Here is a 24,493-nt window from a genome sequence, read left to right as displayed (position 1 = left end):
GATCGTTGCGGGCCCGTGACCACCCGACCACGCCGCGGCGCGAGGGCTGTGCAGCGGCAGGCCGGCGTGCGGATCCCGCGGGACGAAGGGGAACGGACACCCGCTGGTCCGGCTAACGTCCCCGGTCGCCGCCCAGCAGCTCGAGAGGACGTGCCATGGCTCGTGCAGTCGTCACCGGAGGGGCGGGGTTCCTCGGATCCCACCTGTGCGAGGCACTGCTCGACCGGGACATCGAGGTCCTCTGCCTCGACAACTTCCTCACCGGCACGCCGGAGAACGTCGCGCACCTGCTGGAGCACCCGCGGTTCCGGCTGGTCCGCGCCGACGTCACCGACTACGTGCACGTGCCGCAGCCGCTGGACCACGTCCTGCACTTCGCCTCCCCGGCATCGCCCATCGACTACGCCGAACTGCCGATCCACACCCTGAAGGTCGGCTCCGTCGGCACGCTCCACGCGCTCGGCCTGGCCAAGGAGAAGCGGGCCCGGTTCCTCCTGGCCTCGACGTCGGAGTGCTACGGCGATCCGCTCGTCCACCCGCAGCCGGAGAGCTACTGGGGGAACGTCAACCCGGTCGGCCCCCGCGGCGTGTACGACGAGGCCAAGCGCTTCGCCGAGGCGCTCACCTCGGCGTACCGGCGCACCCACGGTGTGGACACGGCGATCGTGCGGATCTTCAACACCTACGGGCCGCGCATGCGGCCGCGCGACGGGCGGGCGATCCCCACGTTCATCCGCCAGGCGCTGGCCGGTGAGCCGCTGACCGTCGCCGGCGACGGCGGCCAGACGCGTTCGGTCTGCTACGTCAGCGACCTGGTCGACGGGCTGCTGCGGCTCCTCCTGTCGGGCGCGTCGGGGCCGATGAACATCGGCAACCCGCACGAGGTCCCGGTGCTCCACCTCGCGGAGCGGATCCGGGAGCTGACCGGCTCCCGGTCGCCCATCGAGTCCATCCCCCGCCCGGAGGACGACCCGACGGTGCGCCAACCGGACATCACCCTGGCGCAGACCGTGCTGGGCTGGGCGCCGCAGGTGGCACTCGACGAGGGCCTGCAGCGGACGATCGCCTGGTTCCGCGAGCACCCGGAGCTCGCTCCCGCCCGCGCCAGCGCCTGAACGGGTGGCGGCCGGCGGGTCAGCGGCCGGTCCGCCGGTCCGCGGCGGCCACGGCTCCCGCGGCGAGGACCAGACCGGCGAGCACACCGACCGCGGCCGTCAGACCGGCCCGGGCTCCGGGGGCTCTGTCCGGCACGTCTCCTTCACCCGCACCGGCAACACCCGTCCGGTGGACGGCGTCCTGCGGATCGACGGGGACGGCACGAGCGACATCACGCTCGAGGACTGCACCTTCCCTGCTCCGCAGGGGCCGGTTCGGCCGCGGTGGTCGACGCAGCCGACCGGGTGCGGCTCCTGCGGTGCTCGTTCGCCGCTGCGCCGGGCGGACGGCTGCTCGTCGTCGGGCCCCGGACACCGGTGACCGGCCTGTCCGTGGAGGCCTGCCGGCCGACCGGCATCGGCGACGGCACCCACGGGATCGAGCTGGTGGACGTCGACGGCGCACGGATCGCCGACTCGGTGTTCCTGCAGCTCCGCGGGGCCACGACCGCCCGCGCCGTCCGGGTGGCCGCGACGTCGAGCGGGGTCGTGCTCGAGGGCAACGACCTCACCGGCCTGAGCAGCCCCGGGGAGGTCACCGACCTCGCCGGTGACACGGTGGCCCGCGACAACCGCGGGGCGTAGGTCGCTACGCCTCACCCGCCGTGGCCCGGCGGAGCGCGTCGAGGTCGACCTTGGGCTCGCGCTCCGTGGTGAGCAGCCCGTTGACCTCCTGGTACGTGTCGGTCAGCTGCGTCCAGCAGGCACCGGCCAGCGCACTGCTGGCGTGCACCGCCGCCCACTGCGCCCGGTAGCGCGCGAGCAGGTCCTCCGGCGAGCGGGCGTCGGCGTAGCCCCACGGCTCGGTGCGGTCGGGGTCGTCCTCGGTGCGCCCGGCGTTCAGCGAGATCCCGCCGAACTCCGAGAGGACCACGGCCCGGCCGGCGACGCCGGCCCGGTCGAGGTCGGCGAGGTGCCCGTCGGGCCGCCGTCCGGTCGCCAGCCGCTCGACGTCGGCCGCGGTGGCGTAGCGGGCGGCGAGCACGGCCGGGTCCTGCTCGTAGTCGTGGACGCCGAGGATCGCGCCGCCGAGGGTCTCCCAGCCGTCGTTCGCCGAGACCGGGCGGGTGCCGTCGAGCGCGTCGGCGGTGGCGGCGAGCGCGCGGACCAGCCCGCGCTGGCTCCGGTCGGTGGCCGCCTCCTGCGCGCCCCACGACTCGTTGAGCGGCACCCACGCGACCACGCTCGGGTGGCCCCGGTGCGCGGCCACCACCTCCGGCCACTCGCGCAGCAGCCGCGCGCCGGCCGTCGGCCCGGGGCGGTACGCCGAGGGCATCTCCGCCCACACCAGCAGGCCCATCCGGTCGGCGAGGGCCAGGTAGCGCGGGTCCTCGGTCTTCTGGTGCTTGCGGGCCCCGGTGAAGCCCAGCGCGCGGGTGAGCTCCAGGTCGCGGCGCAGCGCGGTGACGTCGGGCGGGGTGGCGCCGGTGGCCGGCCAGTAGCCCTGGTCGAGGACCAGCCGCAGCGGCACCGGCCGGCCGTTGACCAGCAGGTGCCCGTCGCCGACCTCGACCGAGCGCAGCGCGGTGTAGCTCGCCACCTCGTCGAGCACCTCGCCGTCGTCACGGACCAGTGCGACCTCGGCGTCGACGATCACCGGGTAGGGCCCCGGCTCCCAGGTCAGGTGCCAGCGGTCGTCCGTGCCGCCGTCCCCCACCTGCAGCGTCCGCTCGACGACGGCACCGTCGACCCGGACGGCGTCCTCGGCCAGCAGCCGGTCGCCGTGCCGGAGGCGCAGGTGCAGGCGGGCGCCGGTCACCGGCACCGACAGCTCCACGCGGACGTCGACGCGCAGCGTGCGGGGGTCACCCCGCCACACGACGTCGGTGACGTGCTCGCGGGCCACCTGCTCGAGCCACGGCGTGCGCCAGATGCCGGTCGTGCGCGGGTAGAAGATCGCGTGCGGCTCGTCGCGCCAGTCCTGCTTGCCGCGCGGCGCCTCGAGGTCGCGCGGGTCGTCGTCGGCCCGGACGACGAGGTCCGCGCCGCCGTCCCCGAGGGAGTCGGTGACGTCGACGCAGAACGGCGTGTAGCCGCCCTCGTGGTGGGCGACGTGCGCGCCGCCGACCCAGACGTCGCACACCCGGTCGACGGCGCCGAAGGACAGCACCGTGCGGCGGTCGCCGGCGCGGCCCGGCAGCGGGCGGCGGTACCAGGCGCGGTGCAGCGGACCCCGCCAGTGCACGCCGCTGGCCGGCGTCTCCGGGGCGTAGGGCACGCGGACGGTGCGGTCGAAGGCGACCCGGCCGACCGTGCCGGCCAGGTCGGGGTCGGCGGCGAAGTCCCACGGCCCGTCGAGCGAGGTCCACGGCCGGCGCAGCAGTGGGCGGGGATGGGCGGTCGGGTCGTCTCCACTGGCCACGACCCCAGCTCACCGGAGGCGGAGCCGTCCCGCACGCCCGCCGACCACGCGGTACCGCCGGTACGCGGTACCGTGAGTACATGCGAAGTGGGGGGACGACGCGGCGCGACCGCCGGGACTCCCGGTGGGACGAGCACCGCCGCGCCCGGCGCGAGCAGCTCGTCGACGCCACCGTCGCGGCGGTGGGCCGCTGCGGTGCCGGTGTCGGCATGGAGGAGATCGCCGCCGAGGCCGGCACGAGCAAGACCGTCGTCTACCGCCACTTCGCCGACCGCAGCGAGCTGCACGTGGCCGTCTGCACCCAGGTGGCGGCGCAGCTGACCGACCGGCTGCGCGCGGCCCTGGCCACCGCCGACCACCCGCGCGGCATGGTCGCCGCGGCGGTCGAGACGTACCTGGCGTTCCTCGAGGCCGACCCCGAGCTCTACCGCTTCGTCGTCGCCCCACCCGACCGGCCCGCGGACGCCGACCCGATCAGCACGCTGAGCGACCTGGTGGGCGACCAGGCCGCCGCCCTGGTGGCCGTCGCCCTCGAGCAGGCCGGCCGCGACCCCGCGGCCGCCGCCCCGTGGGGGCACGGCCTGGTCGGGCTGGTCCGCGCGGCCGCCGACTGGTGGCTGCGCGCCGACCGGCCGATCCCACGGGCCGACCTCGCCGCGCACCTCACCGAACTGGCCTGGGCCGGCCTCGCCGGCCTCCTCCCGGACACCCGCCCCGTCCCCGACCCCGAGGAGCAGCAGTGACCCAGACCCTCCCCACAGCGGTGGACCCGGCGCACCTGCGCGACGTGCTCGACGGCCGCTGGGCGCACGTCCGCCGGCAGGCCCGCGAGCAACTCGGCCCGCAGTTCGCGCCGGTGTACGGCGAGACGGTGCCGGAGGCCCGCGCGCGGATCACCCGGCTGTCGCGGGAGCTGGCCGCCACCGGGCGGGTCTCGCTCGGGTTCCCGGTGGAGTACGGCGGCGAGGCCGACGCCGGCGGCTCGGTGACCTCCATCGAGATGCTGGCCCAGGGCGACCTCTCGCTCATGGTCAAGGCCGGCGTCCAGTGGGGGCTCTTCGGCGGCGCCGTCCAGCTGCTCGGCACCCGGCGCCACCACGACGCGTACCTGCGCGACATCATGGGCTTCGACCTGCCCGGCTGCTTCGCGATGACCGAGACCGGCCACGGCTCCGACGTCCAGCAGCTGCGCACCACCTGCACGTACGACCCCGGGACGCGGACGTTCGACCTGCACACCCCGCACGAGGCCGCCCGCAAGGACTACATCGGCAACGCGGCCGCCGACGGCCGGATGGCCGTCGTCTTCGCCCAGCTCGTCACGCAGGGCGAGAACCGCGGCGTGCACGCCTGGCTGGTCCCGATCCGCGACGAGCGGGGGAACCCGTGCCCCGGCGTCACCATCGGCGACGACGGGCCCAAGGCCGGCCTGCTCGGGGTCGACAACGGCCGGCTGACCTTCGACCACGTCCGCGTACCGCGCGAGATGCTGCTCGACCGCTACGGGCAGGTCGCCGAGGACGGCACCTACACCAGCTCGATCGAGAACGAGACCCGCCGCTTCTTCACCATGCTCGGCACGCTGGTGCGCGGCCGGGTCAGCGTCGGCGGCTCGGCGAGCGCGGCCACCCGGGTCGCCCTCGACATCGCCGTCCGCTACGGCGACGTGCGCCGCCAGTTCACCGCGCCCGGCCAGGACCGGGAGGTCGTGCTCAACGACTACCTGGCCCACCAGCGCCGGCTGCTGCCCGCCCTGGCCACCTCCTACGCCCACGCCTTCGCGCAGGAGGAGCTGGTCGGCCGGATGCACGACATCCAGACGGCGGTGCACGAGCACGGCCAGGAGGTCGACGAGGCCGCCCAGCGCGAGCTCGAGTCGCGCGCTGCCGGGCTCAAGGTGGCCCAGACCTGGCACGCCACCCGCACGATCCAGGTGTGCCGGGAGGCGTGCGGCGGCGCCGGCTACCTGGCGGAGAACCGGCTCCCCCAGCTCAAGGCCGACACCGACGTGTTCACCACCTTCGAGGGCGACAACACCGTCCTGCTCCAGCTGGTGGCCAAGGGCCTGCTCACCGGCTACCGCGACGCCTTCGGCTCCCTCGACGGCTGGGGCCGGGTCGCCTTCGTCGCCGACATGGTCCGCGAGACCGTCCTGGAGCGGACGGCGGCCCGCGGGCTGATCGCCCGGCTGGTCGACGCCGTCCCCGGCCGTGACGAGGACGTGCCGCTGCGCGACCGCGGCTGGCAGCTGAAGGTCTTCGAGTTCCGCGAGAGACACACTCTCGAGGGCGCCATCCGGCGGCTCCGCCGCAACGCCGCGACCGACGGGATGGACCCCTTCGACGTCTTCAACAGCGTCCAGGACCACGTCCTGCGGACGGCGCGGACGCACGTCGACCGGATCGTGCTCGAGGCGTTCGTCGCCGGCATCGAGCGGACTCCCGACCCCGCCGCGAGGGCGCTGCTCGACACGCTGTGCGACCTCTACGCGCTGTCGACCATCGAGGCCGACAAGGGCTGGCTGCTCGAGCACGGCCGGCTCACCCCGGCCCGGTCCCGGGCGGTGACGTCCACGGTGAACGCGCTGCTCGGCGAGCTGCGGCCGCACGTGGTGACGCTGGTCGACGGCTTCGCCGTCCCGGAGGTGTGGAAGAACGCCGCGATCCTGCGCGAGGAGCCCGGCCGGCAGGAGGCCATGGCCGCCCGCGACGCCGAGCTGCGGGCCGCCACCGGCGCGCGGCCGCCCGGCGGCACCGCGGTCGCCGTGGACGTCCCGCCGGGCCAGTGAGAGGACCCCGTCCTCCCCGTCCCTCGCGAGCCCGCCGCGGGACCCTGCAGGGGTCCGGTGGGGTCGGGAGCCGCCGGGCCCCGTGACCCGGCGGCTCCCGGGTTCAGTCGCCGGACGGCGGCAGGGCGCCGTTGACGGTCACCACGTCGACGGCGCCGTGCCCGACCTCCCAGCGGTCGAGCAGCGCCCGGTAGACGCCGTCGTCGACCAGGCGCTGCAGCGCCGCGGTCAGCACGTCGCGCAGCTCGGTCCGGTCCCGGTCGACGGCGATGCCGTAGAGCCCGGGCTCGTACTGGGTGTCGGAGACCAGCTGGTAGCTGTTCTGGGTCCGCGGGTCGGTGGTCACGAAGACCGCCGGCGGGTAGTCGGCGAGCACCGCGTCCGCGCGCCCGGTGCGCAGCTCGAGCAGCGCGTCGTCGTTGGTCGGCACCTCGCGGACGTCGATCCGCCGGGCGCACGCGGCCTGCGCGCGCTCCAGCAGGCCGACCTGCACGGTCCCGGCCTCCACGGCCACGCTCCGCCCGCACAGCCCGGCGAGGTCGTGGACCCCGAGCGGGTTGCCGCGCGGCACCACGATCGAGGACCCGGCGCGGAAGTAGTTGACGAAGTCGGCCTGCTGCTGGCGCTCGGCGGTGTCGGTGACCGCGCTCATCACCAGGTCGAAGCGCTCCGCGGCGAGGTCGTCGAGCAGCGTGTCGAACGACGACGCCCGGAACTGCACCTGCACCCCGAGCAGCTCGCCGAGCGCGGCGCCGAGGTCGGGCTCGAAGCCGACGATCGTGCGCCCGTCCGGGCCGAACGAGGAGGCCGGCGGGTAGGAGGGGTCGTTGGCCACGGTCAGGACGCCGGCCTCGCGCACGTCCTCGGGCAGCGCGGCGTGCAGCCGCTCGTCGAGCGTCACGACCGGGCCGGCGTCGGCCGGGGCCGGGTCGGCGGATCCGCAGCCGGCCGTGATCAGCACGGCGGCGAGGACGGCGGCACCGGCGAGGGCGCGGCGGGAGCGGGTCACGAGGGGACCTCCACGGAGGCGAGCGCGGGCGCCGGAGCTGCCGCGCGGACCAGGTCCGGCCACCGGTGCGGCCGGGAGAAGTGCCAGCCCTGGGCGCGGTCGCAGCCGACCGAGCGCAGCCAGTCGGCGACCTCGGGCGTCTCCACGCCCTCGGCGCAGACCGACAGCCCCAGGCCGTGCGCGAGCTCGACCAGCGACCGGACGACGGCGGCGTCCTCGGCGTGCGCCGCGGCGCCGGTGACGAAGGCGCGGTCGACCTTGACCTCGGTGAGCGCCAGGGAGCGCAGGTGCGACAGGCTGGCGAAGCCGACGCCGAAGTCGTCGAGGGCGGCGCCGAAGCCGTGCGCGGCCAGCTCGGCCAGGCACGCCGACGCGGCGGCGAGGTCGGCCGGCAGCGCCGTCTCCGTCACCTCCAGGTGCAGCCGGGACGGCGGCACCCCGGCCGCGGCGGCCAGCCGGACGACGGTGTCGGCGAAGCCGGGCTGCTCGAGGTTGCGCACCGAGACGTTGACCGAGACGGTCCAGTCCTCGCCGGCCGCGGTCCAGGCGGCGCAGTCGGCCAGCGCCTGCGTCAGCACCCACTCGGTGAGCGCACCCATCACGCCGGACTGCTCGAGGGCGGGCAGGAACTCGCCGGGGCCGACCAGCCCGCGCTGCGGGTGCTGCCAGCGCAGCAGGGCCTCCACGCCGGTGGTGCGCCCGGAGGCCAGGTCCACCTGCGGCTGGTAGTGCAGCCGCAGGTCGCCGTCCTCCAGGGCCCGGCGGACGTCGTGCTGCAGGGCCGGGGAGTGCGGCGGGGGTGCGGTGGCGCGGCGGTCGTAGACGACGACGCCGGTCGCGCCGCGCTTGCCCTGGTACATGGCCGCGTCGGCGCAGGTCATGAGCGTCTCGACGTCGGCGGCGTCGGCCGGGTGCATCGCGATGCCGCAGCTGGCCTCCACCGTCAGCGGGACGCCGTCGACGACGGTCTCGACCGCCAGTGCCTCGCTGACCCGCTGCACGAGCTCGCAGGCGTCGGCGGGGTCGTCGACGCCGGGCAGCAGCAGGCCGAACTCGTCGCCACCCAGGCGGGCCACCGTGTCCCCGGCGCGGACGGTCGCGTCCAGCCGGCGGCCGACCTCGCGGAGCAGGTGGTCACCGGCGTGGTGGCCGAGGGTGTCGTTGACCTCCTTGAACCGGTCGAGGTCGACGAGGACGACGGCCCCGGGCGTGCCCCGCTCGAGCTCGGCGGCCACCCGGCGGGCGAACAGCTCGCGGTTGGCCAGCCCGGTCAGCGGGTCGTGCAGCGCGTCGTGGGCGGCCTGCGCGGCCTGCCGGCGCAGCCGCCGGGTGGTCGACCAGGAGATCGCGCCCAGCACGAGGTACAGGGCGCCCAGGCCCGCGCCGAGGCGCCAGTAGGTGCGCGTGGTGGCCGCCTCGACCTCGGCGGCGACGGTGTCGTAGGGCAGCAGCAGCTCCAGGACGCCGACCGAGCGGCCGGAGGTGTCGGCGACGATCGGCTGGAGCACGCAGATCACCCGCCCGACGGCGAGGCCGTCGTCGTCGAGCAGCGCGACGAAGCTGCCGCCGTCCGCGGCGGCGGTGAAGGCCGACCCGGTGGCGGGGACGACGCCCTCACCCGCGGGGTAGTGCGGCAGCGCCTCGGCCGGCCCGCTGGCGCCGTCGTCGGCGAAGACCACGGCCCCGGAGAAGTCGCGCAGCCGCAGCCGCAGGATCGACCCGCGGAAGACGGCGAGGTCGGTGGCCATCTGCAGCCGCTCCCGCTCGGCCTCGGTCAGCCCCATCGCGAGGTCCTGGCCGCGCAGCGCCGGCGCGATCGCCATCTCCTCGACCACCGCGGCCTGCGCGGAGCCGTACTCGAGGGCGCGGTCGACGGCGTCCTGCCGGATGCCGGCGGCCAGCACCCCGCCCAGCACGACGACCGGCACCAGGCTGGCCGCCGCGTAGGCGGCGAACAGCCGGGTGCCGACCACCCTGGTGCCCCTGGACCGGCTCATGCCCCCTGATCGGCGGCTGCGGCCACCCGGTTCAGCCCACCTCCCCCGTGCGGGGGAGTCGCCCTCCCGGCCGGGCCGGGGCCGGGATGATGACCGCTCGTGAGCACCCTGGCCGCTGCGGCCGAGACCCTGCGCGTGCCGGCCGCGGTCGACCTGGCCGCGATCGTCGTCGGCGCGCTCACCGGCGGGCTGCTCGCCGCGCGCGAGGGCTTCGCCGTCTCCGGGGTCCTGCTGCTGGCGGTCAGCGGCGGGCTGGGCGGCGGGCTGATCCGCGACGTGCTGCTGGCCGCCGGCCCGCCCGTGGCGCTCACCAACCCCGCCTACCTGCCCGCCGTGGCGATCACGGCGGCGGTCACCTTCTACTTCTCCGGCTGGCTCTCCCGGCTCAACCCGCTGCTCGTGGCGCTCGACGCGCTCACCCTCGGCCTGTTCACCGTCATCGGCGCGCAGAAGGCCCAGCTGGCCGGGCTCCCCAGCGCCTCGGTCGTGTTCATCGGCACGCTGACCGCCGTGGGCGGGGCGGTGATCCGCGACGTCCTGCTGGCGCAGCGGGCCGACATCGTGCAGCCCGGGCCGTACAACGCCGTCGCCGCGCTGCTGGGGGCCACGGCGCTGACCGTGCTGGCCGGCCCCGCCGGGCTCGCGCCGATCCCGGTGGCGCTGCTGGTCATCGGGCTGGTGGCCACCCTCCGGCTGCTCGCGGTGTGGCGCGGCTGGGAGGCGCCGGTCGCCGTCGACCTGCCCGGGCGGGCCCGCCAGCGGCTGGCCCGCGAGCGCGGCGACCGGCCCGACGGACGCCGCCGGGCCCGGCGCCGGGCCCGCTAGGGTCGCCGGGCTCCGGGGCGGCGGCGGGGCGTCAGCGCCCGGGAGGACCCGGGAACCCGCCGACGAGCTGCTCGAAGGCGTGTGCCACCTGCAGGCACGTGGCGTCGGCGAACCGCCGGCCGACCAGCATCATCCCGACCGGCAGGCCCTCGGACAGCCCGGCGGGGACGCTGGTGGCCGGGTGACCGCTGACGTCGAACGGCGCGCAGTTGACGATCATCTCCAGGCCCCGGGACACCCGGACCTCGAGCGGGTCGTCGGGTGCCGGGATCGGCCGGGCGACCATCGGCACGGTGGGCAGCACCAGCAGGTCGACCCCGCTCAGCGCCTCGTCGTAGCGGCGGCGGACCTCCGCGGCCAGGTTCTGGGCCATCGCGTAGTGACGGCCCTGCTCCCGCTCGATCGACCAGCGGCCGGCCAGGGCGACCGCGGTGACGGTCGGCGACCAGCGGTCGGCGGTCTCCTTGCGCCGCCGCCCGTAGTGGGCGACCAGGTCGGGGTCGTACCGGCCCTCCCAGTTGTGGCCGTACCCGTTGCCCTCGATCATCTGGACGGTCGCGCCGTCGGTGGCGATGACGTTCCAGACGTGCAGCGCGTGCCGGTGCCACGGGAGGTCGAGGTCGACGACCTCGATGCCGAGCTCGCGCAGCCGGCCGGCGGCCGCGCGCACGGTGTCGTCGACGCCGGTCTCGGAGAGCTCCGCCCAGCCGAAGCCCTGCGCGACCACGCCGACCCGCAGTCCCGCGACGTCCCCGCCCAGCGCCGCGGCGCAGGAGGCGGGCGCCAGGTCGGCCGGCTGCCGGGGGTCGTCGCCGTCCCGGCCGGCCAGGACGTCGAGGACCGTCGCGGCGTCGGCGACCGTGCGGGTCATCGGCCCCAGGTGGTCGAGGGTCGACTCGATCGGGAAGGCGCCGGTGTAGGGCACCAGACCGTGCGTGGGCTTGTGCCCGACGATGCCGCAGAAGGCCGCCGGCATGCGGATGGACCCGCCCTGGTCGCCGCCGAGGGCCAGGTCCACCTCCCCGGCCGCGACCAGCGCGGCGCTGCCGCTGGAGCTGCCGCCGGTGGTGCGGGTCGGGTCCCAGGGGTTGCGCACCGGGCCGGTGACGGAGGTGTGGCTCCCTCCCGAGAAGCAGAGGTCCTCGCAGACGGCCTTCCCCGTGACGGTCGCGCCGGCACCGAGCAGGCGGGTCACCACGGTGGCGTCCCTGCGGGGCACGAACCCCTCGACGGTGTGGCTGCCGTTCATCATCGGCACGCCGGCCACCGCCACGTTGTCCTTGACCGCGACCGTGCGCCCCGCGAGGGGTCCCTCGGCAGCGCCGCGGATCTCCGTCCGGACGTACCAGGCGCCCAGCGGGTTGTCCGCGTCGGCGGGCCGGGTGCTGGGCCGGTCGGCGGGCGGCTGCGGGGCGATGCCCGCGTAGAGCTCCTCGACCGCGTCGTAGGAGGTCAGGAACGCGGCGACGAGCGGGGTGTAGGAGGACACCTCCGCCTCGTCGGGGTGCATCCCGTAGGTGCCCGCGAGCGCGGCCACCTCGTTCTCGTCCGGCGGGCGTACGGGCACGGCGCCTCCTGCGTCCCTCGGTGGGTGTGGCAGCAAGCTAGCGAGGGCGCGCCGTCCCTGTCACCGGCACCGGGCCACCCGGTCGCGCCGACCGGCCGGGGACGGCGAGGATGGTCGGCGTGACCGAGCCCGCGCGCGAGCACGACGTCGTCCTCTTCGGTGCCACCGGCTTCGTCGGCCGCCTGGTCGCCGCCTACCTGGCCGAGGCCGCGCCGCCGGACCTGCGCGTCGCCCTGGCCGGCCGGTCGCGGGAGAAGCTGGCCGCCGCGGCGGCGGAGCTGCCGGCGGCCGGACGGCACTGGCCGCTGCTGGAGGCCGACAGCGGCGACCCGGCGTCGCTGACCCGCACGGCGGAGAGCACCCGCGTGCTGGTCACCACCGTCGGCCCCTACGCGCGCTACGGCCTGCCCGTCGTCGAGGCCTGCGCCCGCGCCGGCACGCACTACGCCGACCTCACCGGGGAGGTGCTGTTCGTCCGCGACGCCATCGACCGCTGCGACGCCGTCGCGCGGGAGACCGGCGCCCGGCTGGTGCACGCCGCGGGCTACGACTCCATCCCCTCGGACCTGTCGGTGTTCCTGCTCGCCGAGCGCGCCCGTGCCGACGGCGCGGGCGGGCTCACCGACGTCCGCCTGGTCGCCTCGGCCCGCGGCGGGGTCAGCGGCGGCACCGTCGACTCGATGCGCAACCAGATCGAGGCGATGCTGCGGGACCGGACGCTGCGCCGCGTCATCGGCGACCCCTACGCCCTCTCGCCCGACCGCGACGCCGAGCCGGCCACCCGCCAGCCCCCGGACGCCGCTCCCCCGGCGCTGGCCGCCGACGGCCGGTGGACCGCGCCGTTCGTCATGGCACCGTTCAACACCCGGATCGTGCGGCGCAGCAACGCCCTGCAGGAGTGGTCCTACGGCCGCGGCCTGCGCTACGGCGAGGCGATGAGCGCCGGCCGGGGGCTCACCGGCGCGGTCACCGCCGCCGGGATCACCACCGGCCTGGCCGCCGGCCTCGGCGCGCTGGCCTTCCCGCCCACCCGGGCGCTGCTCGACCGCGTGCTGCCCTCCCCCGGCTCCGGTCCCGACGCGGCCACCCGCGAGAAGGGCTTCTTCCGCATGGTCGTCGACGCCGACACCGAGGGCGGCCGGCACTACCGGGCGACGGCGGCCGGCTCGGGCGACCCCGGCTACGCCGCGACGTCGGTGATGCTCGGGGAGGTCGCGCTCGGCCTGGCCCTCGACGGCGACCGGCTGCCCGACCGGGCCGGCTCGCTGACCCCGGCGACGGCACTGGGCCACGTCCTCGTCGAGCGGCTGCGCGCCGCCGGGCACACCTACGAGGTCACGCCGGCCTGACCGGGGCCACGATCAGGGGACCTGATCGTGGCGCGTCCTCCCTGACCGTGGGACGTCGGGGAGGACGCGCTGCGGTGCGGGAGGACGGCGGAGCGGGCGGTCCCTGGGCGCGGTGGGGTCGGGTCGGACCGCGGTGTCACAGCACCCGGACGGCGAGCAGCGCGACGTCGTCCTCGGCGTCGGGCAGGAACAGCCGCCGCAGCACGCGGTCGCACACCTGCTCCAGCGGCACCCCCGCGCAGCCGCGCAGGACGGCGAGCAGCTCGTCGGTGCCCGCGTCGAGGTCGCGGTCGCGGCGCTCCACCAGCCCGTCGGTGTGCAGCAGGACGGTGCTGCCCACCGGCAGGACGGCGGCGTTGTCGGTGCGCGCGCGGTCAGGGTCGACGCCGAGCAGCAGGTCGGCCCGGCCGGCGGCGAGGAGGCGGACCTCCCCGTCCGGGTCGACCACCACCGGCGGCGGGTGCCCGGCGCTCGACCAGCGCAGCAGGGGCTCCTCCCCCGGCCGCCGCTCCAACCGCGCCAGCAGCGCCGTCGCCATGGTCCCCGGGGCCAGGCCCGACGCGGCGCGGTCGAGCTGCGCGAGGACCTCGGCCGGCGAGGAACCGCCGGCGTAGCCGATGCCGCGGAGCAGGCCGCGCAGCTGCCCCATCGCGGCGGCGGCGTGCCGGTCGTGCCCGACGACGTCACCGATGGCCAGGACCGTGTCGCCGCCGGCCTCGACGAAGGCGTCGTACCAGTCACCGCCGATCTCGACGCCCTCGGAGGCCGGCAGGTACCGGACGACGATCTCGCAGCCCTCGGGCCGCGGCGGCGCGGTGAGCATGCTGTGCTGCAGCGCGTCGGCGAGGTCGCGCTGCTGCTCGAACAGCCGCGCCGACTGCAGCGCCAGGCCCGCCCGCCGGCCGATCTCGACGGCGGTGTCGACCTCCGCCGGCGCGTGCGGGCCGCGGTCGGCGCCGTTGGCCAGGCCGAGGGCGCCGATGACGTGCCCGCGCGCGACCAGCGGCACGATCACCGACGACCGGGGCGCCAGCCGGGTGAGGGCCTCCTGTCCCGCGGGGTCCGGCAGCGCCCGCGCGATCCGGGCGGCGTCGATCTCGGGCACCACCAGCGGCCGGCCGGTGCGCGTGACCACACGGGCGGCGTGCTCGTCGCTCATCCCCGCGACCATCGTCCGGACGTACTCGGCCACGTCGTCGCGGCGGGTGGGGTCCCGGTGGGCCGCGGCGATGTCGTGCAGCCGGCCCTGCTCGTCGGTGACGAGGATCCAGCACCAGTCCCCCAGCGCCGGGACGACCAGACCGGCCAGCTGGTCGAGCTGGTCGGTGATGTCCAGGCTGCCCGAGAGCACCCGGCCGGCGTCGGCCAGCAGCTGCAGCCGCCGGTTGGCCGCGGCCATGGCGGCGACCGCGGCGGCCCGGTCGGCCTCCGAGCGGAGCCGGGACACGCTCAGCGCGATCTGCGCGGTGAGCGCGTCGAGCAGCTCGACGTCGGTGTCCGGGAACTCGTGGTCGGTGTCCCACACGACGACGAAGCTGCCGAGCAGCTGGCCCTCCACCCGCAGCGGCAGCGCCGCGAGCGCCCGCAGGCCCAGCAGCGGCCCGACCTCGGCCATCTGCGGGAAGCGGTCGACCGCGGCCTCGAGGTCGGTGAACAGCAGCCGCTCGCCGTGCCGGGCGGCGTACTGCGTGGGCAGGACGTCGTCGAGCTCGACGGCCACGCCCTGCTCGCCCAGGTCCACCTCGGCGTCGGCCTCGGCGGCGACCGCGGCCACGGTGTCGGCCAGGCGCCGCGCCAGGTGCAGCCGCAGCGTGCCGTCGCCGTCGAAGGCGGCCAGCGCGCTGGAGGAGGCCCCGAGCACCCGGGCGCCGCGCAGCGCGATCTCGGCGAGCTGGGACAGCGCCGTCGCGTTGGCCAGCTGGGCGGCGACCTCGGCGACCGCGGCGGCCCGCTGCACCGCCGCCATCCGGCGGGCGGCCTGGTCACGGGCGTCGGTGACGTCGACGACGGTGCCCAGCACCCGGATCGCCTCGCCCCGGGCGTCGCGCACCACCCGCCCGCGGGAGACCGTCCAGCGGACCGAGCCGTCGGTGTGCAGGGCACGGCACTCGACGGCGTACTCACCGGAGCCCGCGAACGCCTCGGCCATGGCCTCCCGGACGGCGGCGTGGTCGTCGGCGTGGATGCGGTCGGCCAGCATCTGGTCGACGTCGGTGAACTCCTGCGCGCCCTCGAGGCCGTGCACCGCCGCGCAGCGCTCGTCCCACGAGACGACGCCGGTGCGCAGGTCGTTCTCCCAGATCCCCACCGCGCTCGCCTCGAGGGCGACGTCGAGCCGGGCCAGCGAGGCGCCGATCGCCGAGTGGGCGGCGGCCAGCTCCAGCTCCGCCACGACGGAGGCGGCCAGGTGCTCCAGCAGCGCGGCGTCGTCGTCGCGCCAGCCGCGCGGCGCGCCGTCGTACACGGCGAGGACGCCGACGACCCGGCCCGACGCCGAGACCAGCGGGGAGCCGAGGTAGGAGGCGACCGCGCCGGAGGTGACGGCGGGCAGGTCGGCGACCCGCACGTCGGCCCGCGCGTCGGGCACCACCAGCGGGCGCCCCTCCTGCACGACGCGCGCCGACAGCGCACCGGTGAGCAGCGCCGGGCCGCCGACGACGCCGGGCGGCAGGCCGTGCCCGCCGACGACGGTGTCCGCGTCGGTGAACAGCGTGACCTTCGCGTGGCCGGCCCCGAGCAGCCGGGCAGCCAGCCCCGAGAGCCGGTCGTAGGCGGCCGGACCCGGCACCTCGACCAGCAGGCGGCGGGCGGCGGCGACACGGTGGGCGTCGCGCAGCACGTCGGGGCCCTGCAACGGCACGGGGACGGCCACGACCCCTCCTCGTGCGCACTCGGCCCGGACGGGCCGCAGCGGACCATGGTGCCACGCGGCGGCCCGGAATCGGACGAGCGCGTCCGCTCGCGTGCGTCGTCCCCCCACCGGGTGAGGGCCGCCGCCCGCCCGGTCGAGCGCCGCCGCGGACCGGTCGATGGGTCCCCCATGCCGGGCACCCTGACGCCGCGCCTGCCGGACCGCCTGCCGGACTGCCGGCCGCTGCTGGCCGACCCCGGGGACCTCACCCTCGTCTTCCAGCCCGTCGTCGACCTCGCCCGCGCCCGCGTGGCCGGCTACGAGGCGCTGGCCCGCTTCCCGGGCACCGCGGCTCCGGAGGCGTGGTTCGCCGCGGCCGCCGACGCCGGCGTCGCCGCGGAGCTCCAGGCGCTCGCCCTGCACCGGGCGCTGGCCGCCGTCCCCCTCCTGCCCGCGGGCACCTTCCTGGTGGTCAACGTCGGCCCGCACCTGCTCGGCACCGCGCCCGTGCAGGCGGCGCTGGCCGGCCGGCCCGACCTGCGCGGCGTCGTCCTCGGGCTGACGGGGCACGCCCCGGTGGCCGACCTCGCCGCGCTGCGCGTGCAGGTGGCCGCGCTGCGCGCCCGCGGGGCACTGGTCGCCCTGGACGACACCGGCGCCGGCTGGTCGGGCCTGCAGCAGGTCGCCGCGCTGCGGCCCGACCTGGTCGCGCTCGACCGCTCGCTGGTCGCCGGCGTCGACACCGACCCGGTGCGCCAGGCGATCGCGGAGGTGCTCGGCGGGCTGACCGGCCGGACCGGCGCGTGGCTGCTGGCCCAGGGCGTGGAGACCCGCGGCGAGCTGGCCGCCGTCTGCCGCCTCGGCGTCCCGCTGGCGCAGGGCTGGCTGCTGGGCCGCCCGACGCCGGGCTTCGCGCCGCTGCCGGCCGAGGTGGTGTCCCTGGTCCGGGACCAGACCGCGCGCGCCCGGCAGGCCGGCGGCCTGGCGGGCCTGCTGCGCCCGGTGCGCCAGTGCGACGCCGCCGAGCGCTCCCCCGGCCTCCCGCCGGTCGTCCTCGTCGGCCCGCAGGGCGAGCCGCTGGCGCTCCGGCTTGGCGACCCCCGCACCGGCGAGGTGCACACCGCCCCGGTCTCGCTGTGCGTCCAGCCGGCCGACGACGTGACCGAGACGCTGCACCGGGCGCTGACCCGGCCGCCCGCGCACCGCTTCGACCCGGTGGTCTGCACCGACGCCGACGGCGGCGTCCTCGGCCTGCTGCGGGTCGAGGACCTCGCCTCGGCCGCGTCGGCCAGGGGCCACTAGCGCTACGAGGTTCTACCGGGAGGCGGCGGTCAGGGCGGCGCGCTCGTCGTCGGTGAGCACCAGGTCCTGCACGGGCAGCAGGTCGGCGAGCTGGTCGACGTCGCGGCCGCTGGCGATCGGCGCCACGACGGTGGGCTGGTCGGCCAGCCAGCGCAGCGCCACCGCGGCCGGTGTCACCCCGTGCGCGTCGGCCACCTCGCGCAGCGCCGTCAGCACGCGGTCGCCGCGCTCGCCGACGTAGGCCCTCGCCCCCCTCGCGCGCGGCGAGTCGACGCGCTCGCCGGCCCGGTACTTGCCGGTCAGGAAGCCCTTGGCCAGCGAGAAGTAGGGCAGGCAGCCCAGCCCGTTCGCGGCGACGACGTCGCGCAGTCCGTCCTCGTAGGCCGGCCGCTCGAGCAGGTTGTAAGTGCGGCTGCAGCGCGACGTAGCGGGCCAGGCCCAGCCGCTCGGAGGTCTCCAGCGCCTCGGTGAGCCGGGCCGGGGAGTAGTTCGACGCCGCGACGTGCAGCACCTTGCCCGACCGCACGAGCTCGTCGAAGGCGGTGAGCGTCTCCTCCAGCGGCGTCGTCTCGTCGTCGTAGTGCGCGTAGTAGAGGTCGATGCGGTCGGTCCGCAGGTTGCGCAGCGAGCGCTCGGCGGCCTCGCGGATCTCCCCGGCGGCGAGGGGGTGCGCCTTCTGCTGCGGCGAGGCCTTGGTGGCCACGAGCACCCGGTCGCGCAGGCCCCGGTCGGCCATCCACCCGCCGAGGATCTGCTCGGAGCGGCCGTCCCCGTACATCTCGGCGGTGTCGACGAAGGGGCGCAGGGGGCCGGGCACGGCGTCGGCGAAGCGGTCGAGGACCGCGTGGGACGTCGCCTCGTCGGCGGTCCAGCCGAAGACGTTGCCACCCAGGCAGAGGTCGCTGACGGTCAGGTCGGTCCCGGGGAGCTGCGGCACGCGACCCACGCTAGGTGAGGACCGTGCAGCCCCGCCGCCCGCGAGGGCAGGAGGGCCGGCCGGACGGGTGCCGTCGGCCCCCCGGACTGGCCATGTGCCCGTCGGCGTGACACGGTGCCCCGGGCCGGACCGCCTCGACGCGGGCCGGTCCGTCCACCGGGCGCCCGCCCGGGAGCGCCGTCCGCGGACCGCGGACGGCGACACCACCGGCGGCCCGCCGAGACCGCGCGGCCGCGACACCTCCGAGAGGATCTCCGTGAACAAGGCCGAACTCGTCTCCGCCATCGCCAAGCGCGCCGACGTGCCCAGCGCCACCGTGGACGCCGTCCTGGCCGGCCTGCAGGAGGAGCTCGTCGAGGCGATCACCCGCGGCGAGAAGGTCGCCGTCTCCGGGCTGATCACCGTCGAGCGGACCCAGCGCTCGGCCCGCACCGGCCGCAACCCGCAGACCGGCGAGTCGATCGACATCCCCGCGGCCAACACCGTCAAGGTGACCGCCGGCTCGAACCTCAAGAAGGCCGCCAGCAACGTGCCGGTCTGACCGGGCACGTCCCGGCGACGTCCCGGTCCCGTCCACCCCGCTGCCGGGGCGGCGCCTGCCCCCTGTGACCGCGCCCACGTCCGCGTGGGTCAGGATGCGCAGGCAGGCGCCGCCCGACGGGCGGACGGCGCGGGACGGAGGATCGCGTGGCGAGCGGACTGACCATCGACACCGACCCGGCGGAGGTGGGGCTCGACCCCGCCCGGCTGGGGCGCCTCGACCGGCGGCTGGGCCGCTGGGTCGACGACGGGCAGCTGCCCGGCTACCTCGTGACGGTGTCCCGCAGGGGCCGGCTGGCCCACGTCGGCCGCGCCGGCTCGCGCAACGTCGAGGAGGGCCTCCCGGTCGAGGAGGACACCCGCTGGCGCATCTTCTCGATGACCAAGCCGGTGACCTCGGTGGCGGCGATGATGCTGTACGAGGAGGGCCTCCTCGAGCTCACCGACCCGATCACCAAGTGGCTGCCGGAGTTCGCCGACACCCGCGTCTACGTGGCCGGGTCGGCGCAGAAGCCGGTCACCCAGCCGCAGCTGCAGCCGATCCGGGTGGCGCACCTGCTGACCCACACCTCGGGGCTCACCTACGGCTTCCACCACGCCCACCCGGTCGACGCGGTGTACCGCGCGATGGGCCACGAGTGGGGCACCCCGCCCGGCGCCGACTCGGCCGAGGTCTGCCGCCAGTGGGCCTCGGCGCCCCTGGTCTTCCAGCCCGGCACGGAGTGGAACTACGGCGTCTCCACCGACGTCCTGGGCCGGCTGGTCGAGGTCGTGTCGGGGCAGCCGCTCGACGTCTTCTTCGAGGAGCGGGTCTTCCGTCCGCTGGGCATGACCGACACGTCGTTCGGGCTGCGCGAGGACGACGACGTCACCTCGCTGGCCCGCCTCTACGCCGCCGTCCCCGGGCAGCCGGGCGGGGCGGCCACCGGCTTCGCGCCGCTGGACACGATGGGCGCCGCGGCGCACGCCAAGCCCACGTTCCTCTCCGGCGGCGGCGGGCTGGTGGGCACCGCCGCGGACTACGTGCGCTTCGCCGAGATGCTGCGCCGCGGTGGCTCCTTCGACGGCGGGCGGCTGCTCGGCCCGCGGACGCTGGCGCACATGACCCGCAACCACCTGCCCGGTGGTGCGGACCTGGAGACCTTCGGCCGGCCGCTGTTCGCCGAGACGCCGCTGCGCGGGGTCGGGTTCGGCCTCGGCTTCTCGATGGTCATCGACCCGGTCCGCTACGGCGGCGTGGCCAGCGTCGGCGACTACAGCTGGGGCGGGGCCGCGTCGACGGCGTTCTACGTCGACCCGGTCGAGGACGTCGTCGTCACGTTCTTCACGCAGCTGCTGCCCTCGTCGACCCTGCCGATCCGGGCCTACCTGCGCGCCCTGGTCAACCAGGCCATCGTCGCCTGAGGAGGGCCTCCCTGCAGGGAGGCCGGTTGTCCGCGGAGGCGCCCGGTGCGCCTCCGCGGACGCCGTCAGAGGTAGCGGCGGTAGACGACGGTGGCGACCATCGCCGGCTTGGACCGGCCCTCGACCTCGACGGTCACGTCCATGTTCATGGCGATGCCGCCCTCGAACGGCGTGGCCGAGGCCAGCGTCGCGCCGGCGCGCACCCGGCTGCCCACCGGCACCGGGGAGGGGAAGCGCACCTTCTCGGTGCCGTAGTTGACGCCCATGCGGAAGCCGGTGATCTCCACGATCTGCGGCAGCAGCGACGGGATCAGCGACAGCGTCAGGTAGCCGTGCGCCACGGGCCCGCCGAAGGGGCTCTCCCGCTTCGCGCGCTCCACGTCGACGTGGATCCACTGGTGGTCCCCGGTCGCGTCGGCGAACTGGTCCACCTGCTCCTGGGTGACCTCGACCCAGTCGCTGTGACCCAGGTGCCGGCCGACGAGCCCCTGCACGCCCTCGACGCCGTCCACGGTGGTCTGCGCCATCACACGTCCTCCCTACGGTGGTCTGGTTGGCTGACTCCACCACACCGGCGGCGGGGACGGGGGACACGGGTGCTGCGACTGGGCCGGCTCGACGTGCCCGACGGCGCACTGGTCGTCATGGCGATCGTCAACCGCACGCCGGACTCGTTCTACGACCGCGGGGCCACCTACGAGCTGGCCGCCGCCGTCGAGCGCGTGGACCGGGTCGTGGCCGAGGGCGCGGACGTGGTGGACGTCGGCGGGGTGAAGGCCGCGCCCGGCGAGGAGGTCTCCCCCGCCGAGGAGGTCCGCCGCACCGTCGACCTGGTCGCCGCGATCCGCGCGGCCCACCCGGAGCTGCCCATCTCGATCGACACCTGGCGGGCCGAGGTCGCGCGCGAGGCGCTGGCCGCCGGGGCCGACGTGGTCAACGACGCGTGGGGCGGCGTCGAGCCGGAGCTGGCGCACGTCGCCGCCGAGGCCGGCGCCGGGATCGTCTGCACGCACGCCGGCGGCCTCCCGCCACGGACCCGGCCGCACCGGGTGACCTACGACGACGTCGTCGCCGACGTCGTGGCCCGGACGACGGCGCTGGCGGAGGCGGCGGTGGCGGCGGGGGTGGACCGCGAGCGGGTGCTGGTCGACCCCGGCCACGACTTCGGCAAGAACACCCGGCACTCGCTGGAGGCGACGCGGCGCCTGGACGAACTGGTCGCCACCGGGTGGCCGGTGCTGGTGGCGCTGTCGAACAAGGACTTCGTCGGCGAGACCCTCGACGTCCCGCTCGAGGATCGGCTCACCGGCACGCTCGCGGCGACGGCGGTCAGCGCGTGGCTCGGCGCCCGGGTGTTCCGCGCGCACGACGTCGCCGCGACCCGGCAGACGCTGGACATGGTCGCCGCCATCCGCGGCGACCGTCCCCCGGCCCGCACCGTCCGCGGCCTCGCCTGAACGAGGACCCGCCTGCCCCCCGGTGACGACGGAGGTCCCTGGCGCCGGAGGTCGGTCCGGACCATGATCGGGTCGCCCGTGGCGGCACCGGGCCCCACGGCGGGCGGTGCGGAGGAGGCCGTCATGACCGAGCAGGCCGAACGGGTCGAGCGACCCCAGGCGCGAGGGCCGCGGGTGGTGGTGGGCGTGGACGGGTCGGCGGGGGCCCGGGCCGCGCTGCGGTTCGCCGTCGAGGACGCCGTCCGCCGGGACGTGCCCGTCGAGGCGGTCGTCTCCCACCGACCGCCCGAGGCGTGGATGGACTTCGACGCGGTCCGCGACGCCGAGTACGACCGGGCCGCGGCCGCGGCGGTGGAGCGGACCGAGGCGTTCGTCGCCGAGGTGCTCCGCGACGTCCCGGAGCCGCACCCGGTGATCCACGTGACCGCCGTCCTCGGCTCGGCGGCGGACGCGCTCATCCGCGAGTCGGCCGGCGCGGACCTGCTGGTGGTCGGCAGCCGGGGTCACGGCGGGTTCTCCACCATGCTGCTCGGGTCGACGAGCATGCAGTGCGTCCTGCACGCACCGTGTCCGGTCACCGTCGTGCACTCCTCCGAGGCGCACCGCGAGCGGCTGCACCTGCGCCGCCGCGACGGTGGCGAGCGGGTGCGGGCCCGCCGCCGGCGCTTCCGGGGGGCCACGGCCGACTTCACCGGTCCCTGACGGGCCCGTCGCTCCGACCGCACCGTCGCGCGTCCTCCCTGACCGTGGGCCGTGCGGGAGGACGCCCCACGATCAGGTTCCCTGATCGTGGCCGGCCCGCGCCGTCGATACCGTGCCCGCCATGGCCGCCACCGGGTTCCTCACCGCCGACGAGCTCAACGGGCTGCTCCCGGGCACGCTGCCGGGACTGCTCGGGCTCACCGTCACCGCGCACGAGCCGGGCCGGCTGGCGGCCGCGCTCGACGTCCGGCCGGAACTGCTGGCGCCCAACGGCTACCTGCACGCCGCCACCGTCGTCGCGCTGGCCGACACCGCCTGCGGGCTGGCCACCCGCGCGCTGCTGCCCGAGGGTGCGGCCGGGTTCACCACCATCGAGCTGAAGAGCAACTTCCTCGGCACCCTGCGGGAGGGCCGGGTCAGCACCGTGGCGACCAACGCGCACGCCGGCCGCAGCACCCAGGTGTGGGACGCCGTGGTCAGCTCCGGGGCCGGGAAGACCCTCGCGCTGTTCCGCTGCACGCAGTCGGTGCTCTGGCCACGATGAGGTGACTGGCCAGTAACCCCCGTGTCGCGCACCACACGCCGGGTGTGAGACTGGCGCCACTACGTCCCCCGGAGGAGGAGTCCCGTGGCCCTGGCCAGCCGCTATCCCGACGTCGAGATCCCCGAGCAGTCGGTCCCCGAGTTCGTCCTCGCCGGTGGCGCGTCCCGTCCGGACGCCCCCGCGCTCGTCGACGGCCTGACCGGTGACTCGATCAGCCACGGTCAGCTGGCCACCTACGTCGACCGCGTCGCCGCCGCCCTGGCCGCCCGCGGGCTGCGCAAGGGCGACGTCGTCGCCGTCCTCTGCCCGAACACCATGTGGTACCCCGTCGTCTTCCACGGCATCGCCCGGGCCGGCTGCGTGATGAGCCCGATCAACTCGCTCTACACCGCCCACGAGGTCGCCTTCCAGCTGAAGGACAGCGGCGCGAAGGTCCTCGTCACCGTCTCGCCGTTCCTCGACCGGGCCCTGGAGGCCGTCGAGCAGACGCCGGTCGACGAGGTCGTCGTCATGGACGGCGCCGAGGGCCACGCCTCGCTGCTCGACCTGATCTCCACCGACGCGCCGTCGGTGCAGGTCGACATCGACCCCGCCGAGGACCTGGTCACCCTGCCCTACTCCAGCGGCACGACCGGCCTGCCCAAGGGCGTCATGCTCACCCACCGCAACCTGGTGGCCAACGTCAGCCAGTCCCGCCCGCTGGTGGAGCTGCACGAGGGCGACGAGCGGATCATCGCCGTCCTGCCGTTCTTCCACATCTACGGCCTGACCGTGCTGATGAACCAGGGCCTGCAGTGGGGCGGCACCGTGGTCACGCTGCCGCGGTTCGACCTCGAGCAGTTCCTGCGGACCATCCAGGACCAGAAGATCACCCGGGCCTTCGTGGCGCCGCCCATCGTGCTGGCGCTGGCCAAGCACCCGATGGTCGACCAGTTCGACCTGTCCTCGCTGCGCAGCATCACCTCCGGTGCCGCGCCGCTGGACGAGGCGCTGGCCCAGGCCGCCCAGGACCGGCTGCGCAAGGGCGCACCCGAGGGCGTCGTGGTGGCCCAGGGCTACGGGATGACCGAGCTCTCGCCGGTCTCGCACACCACCCCCGACGTCAGCCGGCTGCCCGAGGGCGTCACCGGCGTCCCGAAGGGCTCGGTCGGCCTGGCGCTGCCCAGCACCGAGTGCCGCCTGGTCGACCCCTCCACCGGCCAGGACGCCGCCCCCGGTGAGCGCGGCGAGCTGTGGGTCCGCGGCCCGCAGGTCATGAAGGGCTACCTCAACAACGAGGAGGCCACCGCCGAGACCCTGGACGCCGAGGGCTGGCTGCACACCGGCGACGTCGCGGTCGTCGACGAGAACGGCTGCTACACCGTCGTCGACCGGGTCAAGGAGCTGATCAAGTACAAGGGCTACCAGGTGGCCCCGGCCGAGCTCGAGGCCGTGCTGCTGGGCAATCCGGCCATCGCCGACGCCGCGGTCATCGGCGTCAGGGACGAGGCGAGCGGCGAGGAGCTGCCCAAGGCGTTCGTGGTGAAGGCGCCGGGTGCGGAGATCTCCGAGGACGAGGTCATGGAGTTCGTGTCCTCGCGGGTGGCGCCGCACAAGAAGGTCCGCTCGGTCGAGTTCATCGAGCAGGTGCCGAAGTCCGCGGCCGGCAAGATCCTGCGCAAGGACCTCAAGGCGCGCGTGTAGTCCCCTGACGCACCGGCGGGGC

20 protein-coding genes and 1 pseudogene are annotated in these 24,493 nt (G+C 76.1%); 13 read left to right on the top strand and 8 right to left on the bottom strand.

Annotated elements, in window-relative coordinates:
* Positions 1-155 precede the first annotated feature (155 nt).
* On the top strand, positions 156-1,115 hold the full coding sequence (locus tag JOD57_RS13875; RefSeq protein ID WP_204692560.1) for a UDP-glucuronic acid decarboxylase family protein: 960 nt from the start codon (positions 156-158) through the stop codon (positions 1,113-1,115).
* 264 nt (positions 1,116-1,379) lie between these two features.
* Positions 1,380-1,739 (top strand): hypothetical protein, encoded by a 360-nt coding sequence (locus JOD57_RS13870; protein WP_204692559.1) that lies wholly within the window; start codon positions 1,380-1,382, stop codon positions 1,737-1,739.
* Between the two features lie 4 nt (positions 1,740-1,743).
* On the opposite strand, the gene JOD57_RS13865 is transcribed toward JOD57_RS13870, so the two are convergent.
* A complete protein-coding gene (locus tag JOD57_RS13865) occupies positions 1,744-3,516 on the bottom strand; it encodes a glycoside hydrolase family 2 protein (RefSeq protein WP_204692558.1) in 1,773 nt (590 codons plus the stop codon).
* A gap of 80 nt (positions 3,517-3,596) precedes the next feature.
* Here JOD57_RS13865 and JOD57_RS13860 point away from each other — a divergent pair, with 80 nt between their 5' ends.
* Positions 3,597-4,259, top strand: a complete 663-nt coding sequence (locus tag JOD57_RS13860; RefSeq protein WP_204692557.1) for a TetR family transcriptional regulator — start codon at positions 3,597-3,599, stop codon at positions 4,257-4,259.
* Entirely contained in the window at positions 4,256-6,304 is a 2,049-nt protein-coding gene (locus JOD57_RS13855; protein ID WP_204692556.1) for an acyl-CoA dehydrogenase family protein, read from the top strand. The genes JOD57_RS13860 and JOD57_RS13855 overlap by 4 nt, the downstream gene beginning before the upstream one ends.
* A gap of 103 nt (positions 6,305-6,407) precedes the next feature.
* Here JOD57_RS13855 and JOD57_RS13850 read toward each other — a convergent pair whose 3' ends face one another.
* Together JOD57_RS13850 and JOD57_RS13845 are read right to left on the bottom strand one after the other, a co-directional pair.
* Positions 6,408-7,313 carry an ABC transporter substrate-binding protein gene (locus JOD57_RS13850; RefSeq protein ID WP_204692555.1) on the bottom strand — a complete coding sequence of 302 codons (906 nt, stop codon included), beginning with the start codon at positions 7,311-7,313 and terminating at the stop codon, positions 6,408-6,410.
* Entirely contained in the window at positions 7,310-9,310 is a 2,001-nt protein-coding gene (locus JOD57_RS13845) for a putative bifunctional diguanylate cyclase/phosphodiesterase (RefSeq protein ID WP_204692554.1), read from the bottom strand. The genes JOD57_RS13850 and JOD57_RS13845 overlap by 4 nt, the downstream gene beginning before the upstream one ends.
* 99 nt (positions 9,311-9,409) lie before the next feature.
* Here JOD57_RS13845 and JOD57_RS13840 point away from each other — a divergent pair, with 99 nt between their 5' ends.
* On the top strand, positions 9,410-10,135 hold the full coding sequence (locus JOD57_RS13840; RefSeq protein WP_204692553.1) for a trimeric intracellular cation channel family protein: 726 nt from the start codon (positions 9,410-9,412) through the stop codon (positions 10,133-10,135).
* A gap of 31 nt (positions 10,136-10,166) precedes the next feature.
* Here the strand turns inward: JOD57_RS13840 and JOD57_RS13835 are convergent, their stop codons facing one another.
* Positions 10,167-11,702: an amidase gene (locus JOD57_RS13835; RefSeq protein ID WP_204692552.1), complete on the bottom strand. Its 1,536-nt coding sequence runs from the start codon at positions 11,700-11,702 to the stop codon at positions 10,167-10,169.
* A gap of 119 nt (positions 11,703-11,821) precedes the next feature.
* Here JOD57_RS13835 and JOD57_RS13830 point away from each other — a divergent pair, with 119 nt between their 5' ends.
* The gene (locus tag JOD57_RS13830) at positions 11,822-13,051 is read left to right on the top strand and encodes a saccharopine dehydrogenase family protein (RefSeq protein WP_307824674.1); all 1,230 of its coding nucleotides are present in this window, start codon (positions 11,822-11,824) and stop codon (positions 13,049-13,051) included.
* 136 nt (positions 13,052-13,187) lie between these two features.
* On the opposite strand, the gene JOD57_RS13825 is transcribed toward JOD57_RS13830, so the two are convergent.
* Positions 13,188-15,923 (bottom strand): SpoIIE family protein phosphatase, encoded by a 2,736-nt coding sequence (locus tag JOD57_RS13825; protein WP_204692550.1) that lies wholly within the window; start codon positions 15,921-15,923, stop codon positions 13,188-13,190.
* A gap of 168 nt (positions 15,924-16,091) precedes the next feature.
* Between JOD57_RS13825 and JOD57_RS13820 the strand changes: the two genes are divergently transcribed.
* Positions 16,092-17,204: an EAL domain-containing protein gene (locus tag JOD57_RS13820; protein ID WP_204692549.1), complete on the top strand. Its 1,113-nt coding sequence runs from the start codon at positions 16,092-16,094 to the stop codon at positions 17,202-17,204.
* 12 nt (positions 17,205-17,216) lie between these two features.
* Here JOD57_RS13820 and JOD57_RS26330 read toward each other — a convergent pair whose 3' ends face one another.
* Positions 17,217-17,573, bottom strand: a complete 357-nt coding sequence (locus JOD57_RS26330; protein WP_275582423.1) for an aldo/keto reductase — start codon at positions 17,571-17,573, stop codon at positions 17,217-17,219.
* 100 nt (positions 17,574-17,673) lie between these two features.
* A pseudogene (locus JOD57_RS26325) lies at positions 17,674-18,426 on the bottom strand (aldo/keto reductase); the annotation flags it as partial.
* Here JOD57_RS26325 and JOD57_RS13810 point away from each other — a divergent pair.
* Positions 18,398-18,682, top strand: a complete 285-nt coding sequence (locus JOD57_RS13810) for an HU family DNA-binding protein (protein ID WP_204692548.1) — start codon at positions 18,398-18,400, stop codon at positions 18,680-18,682. The pseudogene JOD57_RS26325 and the gene JOD57_RS13810 overlap by 29 nt on opposite strands.
* Positions 18,683-18,828: 146 nt before the next feature.
* Positions 18,829-20,085 carry a serine hydrolase domain-containing protein gene (locus JOD57_RS13805; RefSeq protein WP_204692547.1) on the top strand — a complete coding sequence of 419 codons (1,257 nt, stop codon included), beginning with the start codon at positions 18,829-18,831 and terminating at the stop codon, positions 20,083-20,085.
* A 65-nt stretch (positions 20,086-20,150) separates the two neighbouring features.
* Here the strand turns inward: JOD57_RS13805 and JOD57_RS13800 are convergent, their stop codons facing one another.
* The gene (locus tag JOD57_RS13800; RefSeq protein ID WP_204692546.1) at positions 20,151-20,612 is read right to left on the bottom strand and encodes a MaoC family dehydratase; all 462 of its coding nucleotides are present in this window, start codon (positions 20,610-20,612) and stop codon (positions 20,151-20,153) included.
* Positions 20,613-20,681: 69 nt separating this feature from the next.
* Between JOD57_RS13800 and folP the strand changes: the two genes are divergently transcribed.
* The 4 genes from folP to JOD57_RS13780 all read left to right on the top strand — a co-directional run bounded on the left by folP (position 20,682) and on the right by JOD57_RS13780 (position 24,471).
* Entirely contained in the window at positions 20,682-21,542 is an 861-nt protein-coding gene (gene folP / locus JOD57_RS13795) for a dihydropteroate synthase (RefSeq protein WP_204692545.1), read from the top strand.
* Positions 21,543-21,665: 123 nt separating this feature from the next.
* Complete coding sequence (locus JOD57_RS13790) at positions 21,666-22,244, top strand: universal stress protein (RefSeq protein ID WP_204692544.1); 579 nt, start codon at positions 21,666-21,668, stop codon at positions 22,242-22,244.
* Positions 22,245-22,365: 121 nt separating this feature from the next.
* A complete protein-coding gene (locus tag JOD57_RS13785) occupies positions 22,366-22,788 on the top strand; it encodes a PaaI family thioesterase (RefSeq protein WP_204692543.1) in 423 nt (140 codons plus the stop codon).
* 84 nt (positions 22,789-22,872) lie between these two features.
* Entirely contained in the window at positions 22,873-24,471 is a 1,599-nt protein-coding gene (locus JOD57_RS13780) for an AMP-binding protein (protein WP_204692542.1), read from the top strand.
* Positions 24,472-24,493: the final 22 nt, after the last annotated feature.

Origin of the sequence: Geodermatophilus bullaregiensis (genome assembly GCF_016907675.1) — a bacterium.
In the GTDB taxonomy this organism is placed as follows: Bacteria; Actinomycetota; Actinomycetes; order Mycobacteriales; family Geodermatophilaceae; genus Geodermatophilus; species Geodermatophilus bullaregiensis.
Note: the sequence above shows the minus strand (reverse complement) of the source record. Positions and strands in the feature narration are given on the sequence as shown.

Excerpts from the sequence above, each read along its gene's own strand:
- JOD57_RS13790 (WP_204692544.1), top strand. The coding sequence starts at position 21,666 with ATGACCGAGCAGGCCGAACGGGTCGAGCGACCCCAGGCGCGAGGGCCG.
- JOD57_RS13860 (WP_204692557.1), top strand. The coding sequence starts at position 3,597 with ATGCGAAGTGGGGGGACGACGCGGCGCGACCGCCGGGACTCCCGGTGG.
- JOD57_RS13800 (WP_204692546.1), bottom strand. The coding sequence starts at position 20,612 with ATGGCGCAGACCACCGTGGACGGCGTCGAGGGCGTGCAGGGGCTCGTC.
- JOD57_RS13785 (WP_204692543.1), top strand. The coding sequence starts at position 22,366 with ATGGCCGCCACCGGGTTCCTCACCGCCGACGAGCTCAACGGGCTGCTC.
- JOD57_RS13820 (WP_204692549.1), top strand. The coding sequence starts at position 16,092 with ATGCCGGGCACCCTGACGCCGCGCCTGCCGGACCGCCTGCCGGACTGC.
- JOD57_RS13845 (WP_204692554.1), bottom strand. The coding sequence starts at position 9,310 with ATGAGCCGGTCCAGGGGCACCAGGGTGGTCGGCACCCGGCTGTTCGCC.
- JOD57_RS13875 (WP_204692560.1), top strand. The coding sequence starts at position 156 with ATGGCTCGTGCAGTCGTCACCGGAGGGGCGGGGTTCCTCGGATCCCAC.